The organism is Hymenobacter cellulosivorans, from assembly GCF_022919135.1.
Taxonomy (GTDB): domain Bacteria; phylum Bacteroidota; class Bacteroidia; order Cytophagales; family Hymenobacteraceae; genus Hymenobacter; species Hymenobacter cellulosivorans.
The window spans coordinates 2,027,236-2,044,138 of sequence record NZ_CP095049.1 but is presented as its reverse complement, the minus strand read 5'-3'; the positions used below and the strand labels follow the sequence as shown (position 1 = coordinate 2,044,138).

11 protein-coding genes are annotated in these 16,903 nt (G+C 59.6%); 8 read left to right on the top strand and 3 right to left on the bottom strand.

What is annotated here, in order from left to right; translation table 11 throughout:
- Nucleotides 1-276: 276 nt before the first annotated feature.
- Complete coding sequence (locus tag MUN80_RS08795; RefSeq protein ID WP_244722427.1) at nucleotides 277-4,263, bottom strand: two-component regulator propeller domain-containing protein; 3,987 nt, start codon at nucleotides 4,261-4,263, stop codon at nucleotides 277-279.
- 281 nt (nucleotides 4,264-4,544) lie between these two features.
- On the opposite strand from MUN80_RS08795, the gene MUN80_RS08790 reads away from it, so the two are divergent.
- The 6 genes from MUN80_RS08790 (at nucleotide 4,545) to MUN80_RS08765 (ending at nucleotide 13,402) form a co-directional block, all read left to right on the top strand.
- Nucleotides 4,545-5,312, top strand: a complete 768-nt coding sequence (locus MUN80_RS08790; protein WP_244722424.1) for a helix-turn-helix transcriptional regulator — start codon at nucleotides 4,545-4,547, stop codon at nucleotides 5,310-5,312.
- A 59-nt stretch (nucleotides 5,313-5,371) separates the two neighbouring features.
- Nucleotides 5,372-7,510 carry a DNA polymerase III subunit gamma/tau gene (gene dnaX / locus MUN80_RS08785; RefSeq protein ID WP_244722421.1) on the top strand — a complete coding sequence of 713 codons (2,139 nt, stop codon included), beginning with the start codon at nucleotides 5,372-5,374 and terminating at the stop codon, nucleotides 7,508-7,510.
- Between the two features lie 361 nt (nucleotides 7,511-7,871).
- On the top strand, nucleotides 7,872-10,907 hold the full coding sequence (locus MUN80_RS08780; RefSeq protein ID WP_244722419.1) for a M16 family metallopeptidase: 3,036 nt from the start codon (nucleotides 7,872-7,874) through the stop codon (nucleotides 10,905-10,907).
- 208 nt (nucleotides 10,908-11,115) lie between these two features.
- The gene (gene icd, locus MUN80_RS08775; protein ID WP_244722416.1) at nucleotides 11,116-12,381 is read left to right on the top strand and encodes an NADP-dependent isocitrate dehydrogenase; all 1,266 of its coding nucleotides are present in this window, start codon (nucleotides 11,116-11,118) and stop codon (nucleotides 12,379-12,381) included.
- Between the two features lie 73 nt (nucleotides 12,382-12,454).
- Entirely contained in the window at nucleotides 12,455-12,952 is a 498-nt protein-coding gene (locus MUN80_RS08770) for a hypothetical protein (RefSeq protein ID WP_244722413.1), read from the top strand.
- 48 nt (nucleotides 12,953-13,000) lie between these two features.
- Complete coding sequence (locus MUN80_RS08765; RefSeq protein WP_244722410.1) at nucleotides 13,001-13,402, top strand: hypothetical protein; 402 nt, start codon at nucleotides 13,001-13,003, stop codon at nucleotides 13,400-13,402.
- An 84-nt stretch (nucleotides 13,403-13,486) separates the two neighbouring features.
- Here the strand turns inward: MUN80_RS08765 and MUN80_RS08760 are convergent, their stop codons facing one another.
- A complete protein-coding gene (locus MUN80_RS08760) occupies nucleotides 13,487-14,197 on the bottom strand; it encodes a hypothetical protein (protein WP_244722408.1) in 711 nt (236 codons plus the stop codon).
- A gap of 664 nt (nucleotides 14,198-14,861) precedes the next feature.
- Here MUN80_RS08760 and MUN80_RS08755 point away from each other — a divergent pair.
- Together MUN80_RS08755 and MUN80_RS08750 are read left to right on the top strand one after the other, a co-directional pair.
- Complete coding sequence (locus tag MUN80_RS08755; RefSeq protein WP_244722407.1) at nucleotides 14,862-15,032, top strand: hypothetical protein; 171 nt, start codon at nucleotides 14,862-14,864, stop codon at nucleotides 15,030-15,032.
- Between the two features lie 198 nt (nucleotides 15,033-15,230).
- Entirely contained in the window at nucleotides 15,231-16,064 is an 834-nt protein-coding gene (locus MUN80_RS08750) for a M12 family metallopeptidase (RefSeq protein ID WP_244722406.1), read from the top strand.
- 93 nt (nucleotides 16,065-16,157) lie between these two features.
- On the opposite strand, the gene MUN80_RS08745 is transcribed toward MUN80_RS08750, so the two are convergent.
- Nucleotides 16,158-16,850, bottom strand: a complete 693-nt coding sequence (locus tag MUN80_RS08745; protein ID WP_244722405.1) for a ferritin-like domain-containing protein — start codon at nucleotides 16,848-16,850, stop codon at nucleotides 16,158-16,160.
- Nucleotides 16,851-16,903: the final 53 nt, after the last annotated feature.

Genomic DNA, 16,903 nt, shown 5'->3' with positions numbered 1-16,903 from the left:
GCCCCGTCAAACCCTTTCACGCAGGTCGCAAACTCATTAAGGCACTAATTCTTCATGTATGCATGTGCTGACGTGCTAAGGCTGAACGTGTGTCCTTGCGAGGAACGAAGCCATCCGGCCTCTGAAATGCGCTAAGCCCTTCAACAAGCCCTTTAATATGAAAAGCCCCTTCCTACGGCGTGTAGGCCAGGGCTTTTTGGTAGAAGAGCGGGACTAGCTTCGCAAAGGACAGCTTCGGCTGCGCCTCGCAAGGACACGAGTTTTCACCTCAGCACTTCAGCACATTACCGGCACTTCGCTGGGGGCGTACCCGAACTGCTTGCTGAAGCTGGTGCTGAAGTGGGCGGGCGAGTTGAAGCCCACTTGGTAGGCAATTTCGGACACCGAGCCGGCGCGGGCGGCCAGCAGCACGTGAGCCCGCCGCAGGCGCAGGCTGCGAATAAAGTCGCTGGGGGCTTGGCCAGTGAGGGCCTTAAGCTTGCGGTGGAGCTGGGCCCGACTCAGCGCCACTTCCTCACTGAGCATTTCCACACTAAACTCTCCATTGTCGAGATGTTGCTCCACGGCTTCTTCCACTTTGGTCAGGAAGGTCTGGTCCAGGGACGGCAGGGCCGCTACGGCCGCCGCATAAGCCCGGAACGACTCGGGCGCGCTGGGTTCCGGGGCAGCTAATTCCGGACCTACGCGGCGGCGCAAAGCCAGCAGGTTGCGCACCTGGGCGCGCAGTTCCCGCGGGGCAAATGGCTTGGTCAGATACGCATCGGCCCCGGTTTCGAGGCCTTCGATTCGGTCGGTGGCCGTAGCACGGGCCGTAAGCAGCACCACGGGAATATGGCTGGTCGTCACAGCCGTTTTGAGTTGGCGACAAAGCTCAAACCCGTCGAAGCCGGGCGGCATCATGACATCCGATACGACCAGACTAGGCACGAGGCTGGCAGCCAGCTGCGCGGCCTCGGGGCCCGAGGCTGCCATAACAATCCGGTAGCCTTCCGAGGCCAGCGCCGCTTGCACAAACTCCCGCACCTCGGCACTATCATCCACGACCAGCACGACCTCGGCCTCTGTTTCGCTGGGCGCTTCGGTGGCCGCAGGCGCGGTTTCTGCCTGTAGCGTCACTGCTGCAGCCAGTTGCACCTCATCCTCGTGTTTGACTTCGGGCGCACTTGGCAAGCCGGCTTTTTCGGACATGAACTGCCGCGGCAGACGCACCACGAAGGTCGTGCCGGCCCCGGGCGTACTCAGGACCTGCACCGTGCCGCCGTGGCGCTCGGTCAGCTCTTTCACCAGCGCCAGACCCACGCCCGAACCCGTAGCAGCTGCCGCCGTGCCCGGGACCTGGTAAAACCGGTCGAAAAGATGGGGCAGGTGTTCGGGCTGAATCCCCACGCCGGTATCCTGCACGCTGAGTACTACCGCACCGCCGGGCACGGCGGCCGAGGCGGGCTCGTCGCGCACGGCCAGGGTCACATGGCCCCCGGCGGGCGTGAAGCGCAGGGCATTGGCCAGCAGGTTGGTCACCACTTCCTCCAGCCGGGCTGCGTCGAACACCAAGGGTACGGGTGTGGCGGGCACGGCCAGGTGCAACCCTACTTGCCGGGCGGCGGCTAGCTCCTCAAAGGCGGCCAGCCAGGTGGAGGCTGCCGCAGCCACGTCGCCCGGCTGGGGGTGCAGGGCCAGGCCCCCGGCTTCCAACCGGCTTAAATCCAGAAGCTGATTGATGAGGTGAAGCAATTTGCGGGCATTGCCCAAAATTCGCTGCCCCTGCTGGCGCACGGGCTCGGCCGGGTCCTGGGTCAGTTCTTCAGCCGGCCCCAGAATGAGGGTCAGCGGGGTGCGCAACTCGTGGCTGATATTGGTAAAAAAGTCGGTTTTGACCCGGTCCATTTCCTGCAGGTGGGTCAGGGCCAGGTACTCCAGCTGCTGCCGGGCCCGCTCCCGCTCCCGGCGCTGGGTCTGGCGGCGCACGGCGTAGAACGAAGCGCTCAGAATCAGCAGATACAGCCCATACGCGCCCCAGGACCGCCACCACGGCGCCCCGATAGTAAAGCTCAGGCGGGCCGGTTCCGGGTTCCATACCCCGTCGTTGTTGGCTGCCTTTACCTCGAAGGTGTACTGCCCAGGCGGCAGGTTGGTATAGGTGGCAAACGTGGTAGAGCCGGGCCGGCTCCAGTGCGCATCAAAGCCCGCCAGCCGGTACTGGTAGCGCACCTTGGCCGGGTTGGTAAGGCTTACGCCCACGAAATCGAACGTCAGGTGATTCAGGGCGTAGGGCAGCTCAAAGCTGCCGGCCAGCACCGTATCCTGCATAAATACCCGGGTGCCACTGATGCGGGTGCGGGGTGGCACCTGGTTGGGCCGGGCGCCGGCGGGGTTGTAGCGCATCAGCCCGTTGATGGTGCCGGCCCACACCTGCCCATCGGGCTCAATCAGTACGGCGCCCTGGTTGGTTTCTTGTCCCAGAAAGCCTTCGGCCAATCCATAGTGCGTGGTGCGCCGGGTGGTAGGGTCGAATACTTCCAACCCTTGCTCGGTACCCAGCCAGATGCGGCCCTGAGCGTCAGCTTCAGCGAAATACGGGTTGTTGGAATGCAGCCCAACCTCGGGACCGTAGCTGCGCAGGCGCTGTCCGTCGTAGCGCAGCAGTCCGCTGCCGATGCTGCCCAGCCAGAGCTGCCCGCGGGGGTCTTCGGTAATATGCCCAATGCTGAGGCGGGCGGGCTGCCCGGGAGCCCGTTGAAACTCGTCGGCCCCGTTAGCCTGGGGCTCCACCCGAATCAGCCCCCGGTCGTCGGAGCCCAGCCAGAGCGTGCCCTGCCGGTCCTGGAAGGCGGCCCAGAACTCATTGGAGCCCAGGCCAGAAGTGGCACCGTACGTGCGCGACTCGCCCGTAGTCGGGTTCAGAATAACGGTGGCCCCGCCCCCGCCCGTTACGGCCCATACCCGCCCGAGACGGTCCTGGGCGAAGTGCCGCACGTTCTGCCGTACCAGACCGGGAACCTTATTCAATTCCTGCCACTGCCCGGTAGCCGGGTCGTAAAAGGCGGCGCCAGCCCCGCGGCTGCCAAGCCACACCCGACCTTGCTTATCCCGGAACAAGGCCCGAATAAAGTTGGCCTCGGCCCCACCCGGCCGCCGGTACCCGGGCCGCAGGCGCTGCCCGGCCGGGGCACCGGGCCGCAGTTCCCACAGGCCGTTGCGGGTAGCTACCCAGTATAGGCCCGGGCTTATCGGCACAAGGGCTTGCACATCGGTGCCGCCGCTCATGCCTTCCTCAGCTCCATACAAGGTAAACCGTTCGTCGGCAATATGTTGCAGAATCCCGTCGTCCAAAGCGGCCCAGAGGTTGCCTTCCCGGTCTTCGAGCAGGCTGTTGCCGGTTTGGTCACTGAGCAAATGGGTTTGGGGAAACGACACGGCCCGCCCGGTACGAGGCTCGTAGCGCGAGATGCCCGCCGCCGCCAGCGTCCAGACCCGGCCCCGGTGGTCGGCCAGCACCCGCAGCACCGGCCCCGGGCACAACCCCTGCGTCACGCCGATAATGCGCAACTGCCAGCCGGCCGCAGTCTGCGTCAATTCGCCCAACCCATTCGCTAGGCCTACCCAATACGCCTTAGCCGACACCCGATAGATAGAATAAAGCCGCTGCCGGGCCAGTACGGCCGGAGCCGGTACGATTTGGCCTGCCACGGTATCGAGTATGCCCAGTCCGTCGGGGGTAGCCAGCCAGAGCTGCCCGCCGGGGCCCGCCGCCACCTGGTTAAGGGTGTCGCACGGCAGGCCCTGGGCGCGGGTGAAGTGCTGTCCCGTCCCGCCCTTGGTACCCGGCAGCCGGTAGAGCCCGTCGCCGGACGTTACCGCCCATACGCCACCCTTCGCAGCGGGCAGCAACTGGTGAATCGGCGCTTTGGCCCGCCAGCCCTGGGGCCCAATTAGCCGCACCTTGCCGACCGAGTCAACTTCTGATAACGCCCCATAGTAGTGCCCTAGCCGCATGCGGTGGCCGGAGCTGGGCAGCAAGGCCGTGACGTGATTATCGGGCAGGCCCTGGTGGGTGTCGAGGCTTTGGAAACGGTGGCCGTCGAACCAGCCCACTCCGCCCTGGGTACCGGCCCAGAGCTGGCCCCGGTCGTCCTGGGCCAGAGCATACACCGTGCTCTGCGGCAGCCCGTCGGCCAGGGTATACACCCGCGTGGCCAGGGTTTGTGCCCCGGCCGCCCAGGCACCACCCAGCAGCACGAGCAGGGTCAGCAGACGGAGTAGCACAAGTGGGTAGCAGTGGCGCATAGAGCAGAAAAGCCAAGCGGCAGTCGGTGAAAAAACCAGGCTGTATTCGTCCCTTCAAGTGTAGCCTGAAAGCGTATCTACTTCAATCACATAATGATGTACACTACCAATCTACTTTCGGGGGCTGCCGCAAGCTACGCGCTGACAAGTCGGGATAAATGAGTAATATTACCTAGTTACTATATGCTCGGGTTGGTAGTTTAGCTCGTACACAATCAACCTGCCGCTTTGCATTAACGTCTCGTATTGCCGCTATTCTGATGGCTCTTTCTCCCACCTATCTGCGCCCCGCGGAACTGCAGTGCCTGCAGCAGGCTATTCTGCTGGTGTATGCCACTGAGGCCGGGCCGGTGTTTACACGACTAGCCCAGGCCACAGCCGCAGCCCTCAGTGCCGAAATTGTTAGTATCGACGGCTTCGACCAGACCAGCAGCATGGTAAACCTGGGGTATTACCCGGCCCAGCGGTTTTCCCTGCCTGACTTCGAAACCCTGCGCCAGTTGTTGCCCGAGCATCCGCTCTTCCAGAGCCTTATTATAGAGCGGCGTCCGGAAGCCTTGCGCACCAGTGACTTTCGGCCAACCCAGAAGTTTCGCAATTCAACGCTGTATCAGGAGTTTTACCAACCAACCGGCCTGCCCCTGCGGGAACTGATTGTGGGGCTGCCCGTGGTGGAATACGGCTGGATTACCTGCACCCTCAACCGGGCTGGCCGGGAGTTTAGCGAGGCCGACCGTTACCTACTCACGCTGCTGGTGCCCCACTTCCAGCAGGCCGTGCGACAGGCTCAAACTGTAGCCTCTCCTCCTGCACTACCTCCCAACAGCCCGCTTCTACTGAACCATTTAACGCCCCGCGAAGCCGAACTCCTGGGCTACCTGCGCCAGGGCCTGAGCGACAAGGAAATCAGTCGGTGCCTGAGCATCAGCCCCCGCACGGTGCAGAATCATTTGCAGAACATCTATGTTAAACTGGAGGTAGATAACCGAACGGCAGCCTTGTGTAAGGTGCTGGGCGTGGCCGGCTGAAATGCTCTTTGCAAACTTTCCAAAGCCCGTCTTTTCGGGGTATCTTTGCAGGAAGGAGTATGGAAAATTTCGTCGTTTCGGCCCGTAAATATCGTCCTGCCACGTTCAGAAGCGTGGTGGGCCAGCAGCACGTGACTACCACGCTGCAGAATGCCATTACCAGCAAGCATCTGGCCCAGGCCTTCTTGTTTTGCGGCCCCCGGGGCGTGGGCAAAACCACCTGCGCCCGGATTCTGGCCAAGACTATTAACTGCGAGTTTGTGGAGCAGCACGTGCGTCAGGGCCGGCCCGTGTCGGAGCTGCTGCGCACCCAGCCCGAGCTGGTGCCCGCCGCATTGCAGAAAGCTGCGGACCCGGACAATACCCCGTTTGAGCTCGAAGCCTGCGGGCAGTGCCCTTCCTGCCGGGCCTTCCAGGAAAACGCCTCGTTTAACGTGCACGAGCTGGATGCCGCTTCCAACAACTCGGTGGAAGACATCCGCAGCCTGGTGGAGCAAGTGCGCTATGCTCCCCAGCAGGGCCGCTTCAAGGTCTACATTATCGACGAGGTGCACATGCTGTCTAACGCGGCCTTCAACGCCTTTCTGAAGACCCTGGAAGAGCCGCCGTCCTACGCCATTTTCATTCTGGCCACCACCGAGCGCCACAAGATTATCCCCACGATTCTGTCGCGCTGCCAGATTTTCGACTTCAACCGGATTCGGGTCGAGGACATTCGCGGGCACCTGCGCCACGTAGCTACCCAGGAGAAAATTCAGGCCGAAGACGACGCTCTGCACCTGCTGGCCCAGAAAGCCGACGGCGGCCTGCGCGACGCGCTAAGCATGTTCGACCAGATGGTGACCTTCTCGGGCCACAATCTGACCTACAAGGATGTGGTGCAGAACCTGCACATCCTCGACTACGAGTACTACTTCCGCCTCATCGACGCTTTGCTGCGCGAAGACCTGTCCCAGACCCTGCTCTTGCTGGATGAGGTAGTCCAGAACGGCTTCGACCTGCACAACTTCGTGGTGGGTGCTGCCGAGCATCTGCGCGGCCTGCTCGTGTGCAAAGACCAAGTGACGGTGCAGCTGCTGGAAGTGTCGGAAGGCATCCGGGCCCGCTACGTGCAGCAGGCCCAGGCCGCGCCCCTGGCCTTTCTGCTCTCGGCTCTGAACCTGGTAAGCCAGTGCGACCGGGAATTTAAGCAGGCCAAAAACCAGCGCCTCCACGTGGAGCTCATGCTCATGAAGCTGGCCTACCTCAACGGGGCGGTGCAGTTTGCCCGCGAAATGGCTCCTTCGTCCAACGGCGAGGCTAAAAAAAAAACTAGTGTAGCGCCCGTTGCGCCGAGCCCGAATAGCTCAGCCGCGCCGGCTCCCGCCACAAACGGAGCTGCGTCGGCGGTAAACGGTACGCCTGCGCCAGCCGTGAACGGTGCGCCCCAGGCCGTAGCGGCTACTATTACCCAAACTACGCCCCCTGCCCCGGTTTCGGTTACCGTAGCCCCGCCCGTCGTGACGGCCCCCGCCGACCCGGAGCCAATTGTACCCATCGAAAGCGGCATTGAGGAGCTGCACGACACGCCCAGTATCGAGGAGCCGGAGGTGGTGGAGCCCGTGCGGCAGTTCCGTGACACCAGCCCGCACGTGGAAATCGGGGCGCCGAGCTTTGAAGGTCACGAGCCGGAGGGCCCGCGCCGCATCGCGCCCATGCTCAAGCCCCTGAGCCCCGCGGCCAAGCTTATTCCCAGCCTCAAGGACCTCAAGGCCCAGGTAGCCCAGCAGGTTTCGGCCAGTCAGGCCGGCCCGGCCGTGGTGGAGGAAGAAGTTACGGGCCCAGTCACAGGCTTACCGCCCATCGACGAGGAAAAGCTGCTCCAGGTCTGGAACGAAATCAAGGAGTCGAGAAGGGCGGAGCGCATGACGGAGTACGTGCTGCTCAACCGGCCTATTCTGGTCGACGAGCACCACGTGGTGCACCTCACCGTCGACAACCCCGTACAGCTCGACCAATTCAACGATTTCCGCGCGGAGCTGCTCACCGAACTGCGCCGCCGCACCGGCTACCGCCACCTCAACGTGCAGGTGGTGTTAGCCGAAAAAGCACCCACCGGCCGCATGCTCTACACCTCGGCCGATAAATTCGAGTACCTCTCCGAGAAATTCCCGGTGCTGCTCACCATGAAGCAACGCCTGGGCCTGGATACCGACTAATAGGTTGCTGCCAGTAATAAGTAGCGCAAACGTTGTAGTTCGCGTGCCCCGCGCCGTTTCTACGGATGTCGTTTCGGCACGCGAACTGCAACGTTCGCGCTACTAGCATTTTAGCCTGTTTCGCCCTGACTTACCGCCCTAGCCGCCGCCGCGGCCGCCGAGCCCCGCGCACGGCCAGTCATTGGCTTGCTGCTTACTACCCAAAACTAGGCGTCCTTACATACTAATTATTCCGGACTTTGCGCCCAACTTAAAAACCGCTCATAATCAATCCAATAGCGCATTGTATTTTTAATTGCAATACCGGCCGCCTATCTTTGAAACCTTGTCCTTACGCCTCGCTTTCTGCCCTGGGAATTTCGTGAAAAAACCCTTTCTGCTTCTTTTTCCAGCCATTGCGGCGCTTGGGCTCACCACCCAGTGCCAGACGAGCAAGCCGGCCGCCACCGCAGCGGCTACCACTGCTCCGACCCCAATGGCCCCGGCTCAGCAGAAAGAATATAAGTACGAAACTGTCGAAGGTGACCCGCTTAAGGCCCGCATCTACACCCTCGACAACGGCCTGACGGTCTACCTCTCGGACTACGATGATGCCCCGCGCATTCAGACCTACCTGGCCGTGCGCGCTGGCTCCAAAAATGACCCGCACACTGCCACCGGCCTGGCCCACTACCTCGAACACATGGTGTTCAAGGGCACTTCCCGCCTGGGCACCCAGAACTGGGCCGCCGAAAAGCCCGAGCTGGATAAGATTGAGGCCCTCTACGAGGTCTACCGCTCGAAAACTGACCCGGCGGAGCGCAAGAAACTCTACCACCAGATTGACTCGATTTCGAGCGTGGCGGCCAAGTACGCCGTGGCCAACGAGTACGACAAGGTGATGGGCGCCATCGGCTCGAAGGGCTCCAACGCCTATACTTCGGTGGAGCAGACGGTGTATCAGGAAGATATTCCCTCGAACCAGATTGAGAAGTGGGCCGCCATTCAAAGTGAGCGGCTGGGCGAACTGGTACCCCGCCTGTTTCACACCGAGCTGGAAGCCGTGTACGAGGAGAAAAACCGCGGGCTAGACAACGACTTCAGCAAGGAATACGAGGCGCTGAACGCCAGCCTGTACCGTAAGCACGAGTACGGCACTCAGACCACCATCGGGACCATTCAGCACCTGCAAAACCCTTCGATTACCGAAATCAAGAAGTATTTCGGCCAGTACTACGTGCCCAACAACGTGGCCCTGTGCCTGAGCGGGGATTTGGACTACGACCAGACCATCCGCATCATCGACCAGTACTTCGGCAAGCTGCAGAGCAAGCCGGTACCGGCCTTCTCGCCCGCCCAAGAGGACGCCATTACGGCTCCCGTAGTAAAAGAAGTGGTGGGCCCCGATGCCGAAAACGTGATGCTCGGCTTCCGCTTCCCCGGCGCGGCCACCCATGATGCCCTGGTGCTGCGCATGATCGACAAGATCCTGACCAACGGACAGGCCGGCCTGATTGATTTGAACCTGAACCAGCAGCAGCGCGTGTTGCAAGCCGCCTCGTTCACCGACATCAACAACGACTACTCGTCGCACGTGCTTTACGCCACCCCGCGCCAGGGCCAGACCCTGCCCCAGGTGCGCGACCTGCTGCTGAGTCAGCTGGAGCTGGTGAAGAAGGGCAACTTCCCCGACTGGCTGATTCCGGCCATCATCAACAACGAGAAGCTGCAGCGCACCCGCAGCTACGAAAGCAACGAGGCCCGCGCCGGCGCCTTCGTGGCCGCGTTTGTCTCGCGCCAGAGCTGGAAGGACGTGTTGCAGCAGTACGAGGACTTCGGCAAAATCACCAAAGCCGAGGTGCTGCGCGTAGCCAACCAGTACTACGGCCCCGGCTACGCGCTGATTTACAAGAAAACCGGCAAGGACACGAGCACGCCCAAAGTGGTGAAGCCCGCCATTACCCCGGTGCCTGTCAACCGCGAAGTAGCCTCCAGCTTCTATAAGGAAGTGGTGAGCAAGCCCAGCCCCGAGCTGCAGCCGGTATTTGTCGACTATAAAAAGGACATTCAGGAAACTAAGCTTGCCTCGGGCATTCCGGTGTACTACACCAAGAACACCGAAAACGAGCTGTTCAACCTGTACTACATCCTAGACCTGGGCACCAATAACGACCCCAAGCTGGGCCTGGCCGCCGACTACCTCCAGTACCTGGGCACCGATAAGTTCTCGGCGGCCCAACTGCAGCAGGAGTTCTACAAGCTGGGCTGCTCCTTCGGCGTGAGCAGCGGGCAGGACCGGGTCTACGTCAGCCTCGGTGGCCTCGACAGCAACTTCGAGCCGGCCCTGCAGCTCTTTGAAAGCCTGCTGGCTAACCCCAAGCCCGACGCCAAAGCCCTAAAGGATATGGTGGATGGCGTACTCAAGGCCCGCAAGGATGCCAAGCTGAATAAGCAGGTTATCCTGTCCCAGGCCATGCTGAATTACGCCAAGTACGGCCCTAAAAACCCCTTTACTAGCCAGCTGAGCGAGAAAGAGCTTAAGGCCCTGAAGCCCAATGACCTCACGGCTCTGACCAAAAAGCTGACCAGCTACCAGCACCGGGTGCTGTATTATGGCCCGCGTCGTACGGAAGGACAACAAACCGTTACTGTCAAGAGTGATGGAAGTAACGCTGGTCAGACCGAAAACTCGGCTGGTGTGGTGACTGTTCTTAACGCTTACCACCGCACCCCCACCAAGCTTACGCCTGTTCCCGCCAATAAGGACTTTGCCGAGCAGCCGCTCAAAGACCGTAAGGTGTACTGGGTCGACTACAACATGGTGCAGGCCGAAATCCTGTTCCTGACCCGCGGCGACGTCTACGATAAGGCCCTGGTGCCCACCGTGAGCCTCTACAACGAGTACTTCGGCGGGGGCATGGGCAGCATCGTGTTTCAGGAGCTGCGCGAATCCAAGGCCCTAGCTTACTCCGCCTCCTCCCGCTACGCCAGCGCCGACAAGCTGGGCCGCTCCAACTACAACCTGAGCTACATCGGCACCCAGAGCGACAAACTCGGCGAGGCCATGGCCGGCATGGAAACCCTGCTCAACGACCTGCCCGTGGCCGAAGCCAACCTGCAGATTGCCAAGCAAAGCATCCGCAACAGCATCGCCACCGAGCGCATCACCAAGTCCGACATCCTCTTCAGCTACGAGCGCGCCAAGCGCCTGGGCCTGGACTACGACCTGCGCCGCGACGTGTACGAGCAAACCCAGAACATGAGCTTCGACGATTTGAAGAAGTTTCAGCAAGCCAAAGTCAAAGGCCAAAGCCAGACCATCCTGGTAATCGGCTCCAAGGACCGTCTCAACTTCAAGGAGCTGGCCAAGTACGGCCAGGTCCAGCAACTCACGCTGAAAGAGATTTTCGGCTATTAAAAAGCATTCGTTATGCCTTTTCGTCTGTCATGCTGAGCTTGCCGAAGCATCCCTACCGCTGTGGTAAAATCTAGTCACTACTGTGGTAGAGATGCTTCGGCAAGCTCAGCATGACGGGCTAAGAAGCTAAGTCAAACGGGTTTATTACCTCTAACAACAACTTAAACACCCCAAATAACTGTCAATTCGCAACTGACAACTTTTAACAATGGCAGAGAACAAAATCACCATCAAAGGCGGCAAGCTGAATGTGCCCGACCAACCCGTAATTCCTTTCATTGAGGGCGATGGTACCGGTCCGGACATTTGGGCCGCTTCCGTGCGCGTATTCGACGCGGCGGTAGAAAAGGCGTACGGTGGCTCGCGCAAGCTGATGTGGAAAGAGGTGCTGGCGGGCGAGAAGTCGTTCAAGCAAACCGGCAACTGGCTGCCCAACGAAACCCTCGACGCTTTCCGCGAATACCTGGTGGGCATCAAAGGCCCCCTGACCACGCCCGTCGGCGGTGGTATCCGCTCCCTGAACGTGGCCCTGCGCCAGGAGCTCGACCTCTACGCTTGCCTGCGCCCCGTGCGTTGGTTTGAAGGCGTGCCTTCGCCCGTGAAGCAGCCCAACCTGACCGACATGGTGATCTTCCGCGAGAACACCGAAGACATCTACGCCGGCATCGAGTACATGAACGGCACGCCCCAGGCCCAGAAAATGCTGGAATTCCTGCAGGACGAGATGGGCGTGAAGAAAATCCGCTTCCCCGAGTCGTCCTCGTTCGGCATCAAGCCTGTTTCGAAGGAAGGCACCGAGCGCCTCGTGCGCGCCGCCATCGAGTACGCCCTGATCCACAAGAAGCCTTCGGTGACCATCGTGCACAAAGGCAACATCATGAAGTTCACCGAGGGTGCCTTCAAAACCTGGGGCTACGAGCTGGCCGAGCGCGAGTTCGGCGACCGGGTATTCACCTGGGCCCAGTACGACAAAATCGTAGCCAAGCAGGGTCAGGAAGTAGCCGATGCCCAGCAGAAGGCGGCCCTGGAAAGCGGCAAGCTGCTGATTAAGGACAGCATCGCCGATGCCTTCCTGCAGCAGATCCTGCTCCGCCCCGCCGAGTACTCGGTTATTGCGACCCTGAACCTGAACGGCGACTATATCTCCGACGCCCTGGCTGCCATCGTAGGCGGTATCGGCATTGCGCCCGGTGCCAACATCAACTACATGACCGGCCACGCCATCTTCGAAGCTACCCACGGCACGGCTCCCAAGTATGCCGGCCTCGATAAGGTAAACCCCGGCTCGGTGATTCTCTCCGGCGCCATGATGCTCGAGCACCTGGGCTGGCAGGAAGCCGCCGACCTGATCTACAAAGGTCTCGAAGCTTCCATCGCCGCCAAGCGCGTAACCTACGACTTCGAACGCCTGATGGAAGGCGCTACCCTGCTGAAATGCTCGGAGTTCGGCGACGAGATTATCGCCCGGATGTAGTAGCTTGGCAGTAGCCAAATAAGTAATAACCCCGCGTTGGCTTCGGCCGGCGCGGGGTTTTATTTTAAATATTATGTGGATGACTTACAGACTATCCTTGTTCATATTACTATTCGCATTTACTACTAGCTGCAGTACAGAACAGCATGCGCCTTCAGATTTTTCTGTTCAACTGTCAGAAGAACATAACATCATATTGATAACTCGTGAAGCACAGACTTATACTAAATCTATTCAGTTTAACGGTGATACTACTGTAAAAATTAATATTACACCTCTGCAGATAGACAGCATTTATCAAGTATTGTCTTCTATAAATTATTACGCTTACCCACTATCAATAACTGCTAAGTGTACTGAAAAAGCAATACCCTCAGGAGAAGATTATACATTAACTGTTAAGGAAAATAATACTAGTAGAACTATTCGCTATTATAGTGAATGCCACCGTTATGATTACAATGACAAAAAAGGCAGAGACTTCCGTAAAGTATTGGCAACTATTATTCATATGGCTGAAAGACAGAAATCTGTTCAAGGCTTACCTGATTCTGGCTTTATTGACTTATAAATAGTATTTCTATAGCAATTGCTCACAATACTAGATAGCAAATAGGCTATGACCAAACAAGAAGCCAAAGAGCTATTGCTCCACCATTCATTTAACCACGAAGACTTTGAGCATCCTAAGTCTGCGCGGGGCTTCCTCGGGATGCTGCGTCCATTCAATGGAACCCTAATTGAAGCCAATTACCACGAGGTAATGGCTGCCCTGCGCGTCTTAGCCGACGACTTCACTCATCCAACTGTAGACCGCGAAATCATTGCCGCCCTCTGGGGTATCTGTCATTTTGCAAGAGCCTGGGGCCTTGAACCAGAAGGAATGCTACGCAGCAATAATCTAATACGAGATGAGCAAATTCAGCAGTTGGCGGATTGGGTAGACAGTATATCCTATGCCACTTGCTGTTTGCTAGATGGAGCCGCCACAGAAGCCTTTGCCACCTATTCTGCTCCATAGCCGAGCGGCTGCGCCAGCACAACACTACCCCAAACAAAAAGGGCACCCTCACGGGTGCCCTTTTCCTTTCCACTAGCCTACTCCTTACGCCTCACTCTCCCCATCCCGCTCCGTCCTCACCCGCTTTAGCAGCTGCCGCAGCGTATAATTCGTCCGCGCCTTCACCTTATCCGAGCGGCCATAGAGGCTTTTGCCGTCGGCCATTACCTCCTGCATCAGCGCGTAGAGGTGGTTCAGGGTCGTAATATTCTCGGCCGTGAGGCCCTGGCTGCCAGTCTGGTATAAGTCCTGCAAGGTCGTGTCCTGGGTCAGGTCGGTGTAGAGGGTGCGCAGAGCCGTGGTATCCGCTTCCGGGTGGCCCTTGGCTGCCAGGGCCTCGCGGTTGGCATCCAGGTTTTGGAGCAAGGCTTTAAGCCGGGCCTCCAGGCGCTCCATGTCGCCGGAGGTGCGGGCCTGCCGCACTTCCTTGATGCCAAACGACGCGGCCGGTACCGTCAGGCCCTGGGCCCGGCGCACCCGCGCTTCGAGGTGGTCGAGCAGTTGGGGCAGCTTGGCCGACGTGCTCTTGATGCGCTGCGTAATCAGCTGGGCCTGGCCCCGACTGATGCTGGTGCTCGTCAGGGCTTCGGCCGCGGCCAGGCGGGCGGCGTAGTCGGGCAAGAACCGGGGGCCGTACTCCTCCGGCAGCAGCTGTTTGAACTCGGCCAGGTCCCGCGTGACGTGCCCTTGTAGCAGGCGGGCCAGGGGCAGCAACTCTTCCTGCCGGAAACTGAAATCAACGGTAAGCTTACGCATATAACACGAAATAAATTAGGGGTTTAACATAGCCGTAAACTACTAGGATTTCTTTCTCGGCCCCTCCCTACGGTCCCGTTTATTTTAGCCCGTCCGAAGTCACTTCCTCACCGTCCGAAACGGTATCATAGGCGTCCGAAACCGTGTCGTGAGTGTCCAAAACCCTATCATGGCCGTCCGAAATGGCTTCGTGAGTGTCCGAAACCGTACCATGGGCGTCCGAAACGGTATCATGGGCAACCGAAATGGCTTCATGAGTGTCCGAAACGGTTTCGCAGGCGTCCGAATCGACTTCGGGAGTCACCGCGGGCGGGTCAAGAGGCAATTTGCGCCTCTATTATGGCCCAGCACTGGCCCCAGCAACCTCCTGACTGGCTTTCATGCCGGGGCCCCGCCGTTTTGCCAGTTCTGTTCCGCCACCCTGTCGTGTCACATTTACACCGATAGTGACCTTTCCCCGGCCCGGCCTGGGGGCTAGGTTTGCGTATTCCTCAACCTATCCATCCTACTTCCTTCCTATGAAAAAAGCCCTGTTTTATCTTCCATTAGTTGCCCTCGCGCTCAGCGCCGGTACTGCCCAGGCTACTACTACCGCAACCCGCCCAGCCACCCTAGCCGTGCGCCCCCCGCCGATTACGCCGAAGGCTACGACCTGGGCCAATCCGTGCGGGTATCGCTGCTGAGCTACTATAACAATAACCCCCACAACCTGGATTTCCAGGCCGAGCTCCGGCTCGAAGTAGACTACGCCCGGTATGAGCAGAGCCTTACCACCTTCGGTAGCGCCGAGTACGATTATTGGGCCGGTTACATTGCCGGCCTGAACAAGCGCTAGTCCCCTCCCCACGACCTACACCCGAAAGGGCACCCGCTGAGGGTGCCCTTTTTATTGGCAATAAGCAGCGTCTTCGCCGGCAGTTTTATTCGATATTACCTATATCATTTTCAATAAATAATCTTCCTAACTGATTGCTATTGCAAACTAAAAGCGCATTATTTGTAAAATTCGCAATTCATTCAACTCTCCCTTGCCATGAAAACCACTCGTCTTTCCCTCCTCATGCTCGGCCTCAGCGTTGGCGCTACGGCCTTCTCCAGCTGCTCCAAAGAACAGGAAGCAACTGCCCCCGCTGCCTCGGCCGCCGTACAGGATGCCAAAGTAGAAGAAGCCTACCCCAGCAAAACCGGCCCGACTCAGGTTGGCAAGATGGGCGTGTACCAGCAAATCAACGGGGAGAATATCCTGGAAGGCGACATCATTCTGACGGCCAGCCAGGTAAACCCCACCGGCCCGCAGACCGAAAGCGCCGGCCGCAACACCGGCAAGTGGCCCAGCGCCGTGGTGTACTACACCATCGATGCCGCCCTGCCCAGCCAGACCCGCGTCACCGACGCCATTGCCCACTGGCAGACCTACACGCCCGTTCGCTTCGTGAAGCGCACCACCCAGGCCAACTACGTGACCTTCCGCGTGGGCTCGGGCTGCTCCTCCAACATCGGCATGATTGGCGGCCGCCAGTACATCAACCTGGCCTCGGGCTGCTCTACGGGTAACACCATCCACGAAATTGGCCACGCCCTGGGTCTGTTCCACGAGCAAACCCGCAACGACCGGGACACCTACGTGAACATCCTGACCCAGAACATTCAGGCCGGCTACGAGAACAACTTCACCAAGTACGGCGTCTCGGGCTACGCCGGCACCGACTTCGGCGCCCTCGACTTTGGCTCCATCATGATGTACGGCTCGTTCTCGTTCTCTTCGAACGGCCAGCCCACCATCACCAAGAAAGACGGCTCCACCTTCAACATCCAGCGCACCGGCCTCTCCGCCGGCGACCGGGCCGGCATCGACACGATGTACTAGGCTTTGGTCGCGTGGCTCGCAGCTGCAACTGCACCACAAAAAAAGGGCACCCGCTGTGGGTGCCCTTTTTTGTTGGATTATATATCAGGCAGCTTACTCCTGCTTGCCTTCCATGCCTTTCAGGCGGTTGTAGGTCTGCTTCGAGTGCTGATACTGGCGCTCTACGGCCTGGCGTACCGGGCCACGCAGCGTGTTGTCGCTCAGGGCGTCCTCGTAGGCTTTGATGGCCCACTCCTCGCCGTAGATGTTGGAGCCAAGAATGGCTTTTTCATCGGCGCCGGTAATGGCGGCTTTCGTATCCATCCAGGCGCGGTAGAATTTACCTTTTACCGTGGTGCTGTCTTGGCGGCTGCCGCCCTGCTGGCGCAGGAAGCCGTTGAGCTCATTGGCAAATTGCTGGCTCTGGCTCACCAGCTGCTTATAGTAACCCGTGTTCTGGGGGTCCTGGCTTTCCTCGACGGCGCGCTGATAGCCTTCAATCCGGTCATTGACGAAGTAGAGCAGCTCATTGAGCGTGTCGACCTGGGCATCGGAGCCGGCACCGGAGGCTTTACTGGCCTTGCTCTTGTTGCCGCGCAGCAGGGCGCTTACACCCACGGCCAGCAGAGCGCCGCCCACTACTTTCTGGGTGGTCGTCATGCGGCCGAGCATGTCGCCCACGCTGCCTTTGTTGAGCCACTTGCTAGCCTGGCCCAGCAAAGAGCCATCGGCGTTGGAGGAGCCCAAAGAAGCTGAATTATAGGAAGAGGCGCTGCCGCTGCGAGTAGGTTGATGTGAAGTGCTCATGGTTGGAGAGAATAGTGTTGGTGAATTCTTTGCGGGCTTACGGTTCCCGTTCT

What these genes read in the sequence shown, in the direction of transcription:
- MUN80_RS08760 (WP_244722408.1), bottom strand. Translation starts at nt 14,197, where the DNA reads ATGCGTAAGCTTACCGTTGATTTCAGTTTCCGGCAGGAAGAGTTGCTG.
- MUN80_RS08745 (WP_244722405.1), bottom strand. Translation starts at nt 16,850, where the DNA reads ATGAGCACTTCACATCAACCTACTCGCAGCGGCAGCGCCTCTTCCTAT.
- MUN80_RS08765 (WP_244722410.1), top strand. Translation starts at nt 13,001, where the DNA reads ATGACCAAACAAGAAGCCAAAGAGCTATTGCTCCACCATTCATTTAAC.
- MUN80_RS08750 (WP_244722406.1), top strand. Translation starts at nt 15,231, where the DNA reads ATGAAAACCACTCGTCTTTCCCTCCTCATGCTCGGCCTCAGCGTTGGC.
- dnaX (WP_244722421.1), top strand. Translation starts at nt 5,372, where the DNA reads ATGGAAAATTTCGTCGTTTCGGCCCGTAAATATCGTCCTGCCACGTTC.
- MUN80_RS08790 (WP_244722424.1), top strand. Translation starts at nt 4,545, where the DNA reads ATGGCTCTTTCTCCCACCTATCTGCGCCCCGCGGAACTGCAGTGCCTG.
- MUN80_RS08770 (WP_244722413.1), top strand. Translation starts at nt 12,455, where the DNA reads ATGTGGATGACTTACAGACTATCCTTGTTCATATTACTATTCGCATTT.
- icd (WP_244722416.1), top strand. Translation starts at nt 11,116, where the DNA reads ATGGCAGAGAACAAAATCACCATCAAAGGCGGCAAGCTGAATGTGCCC.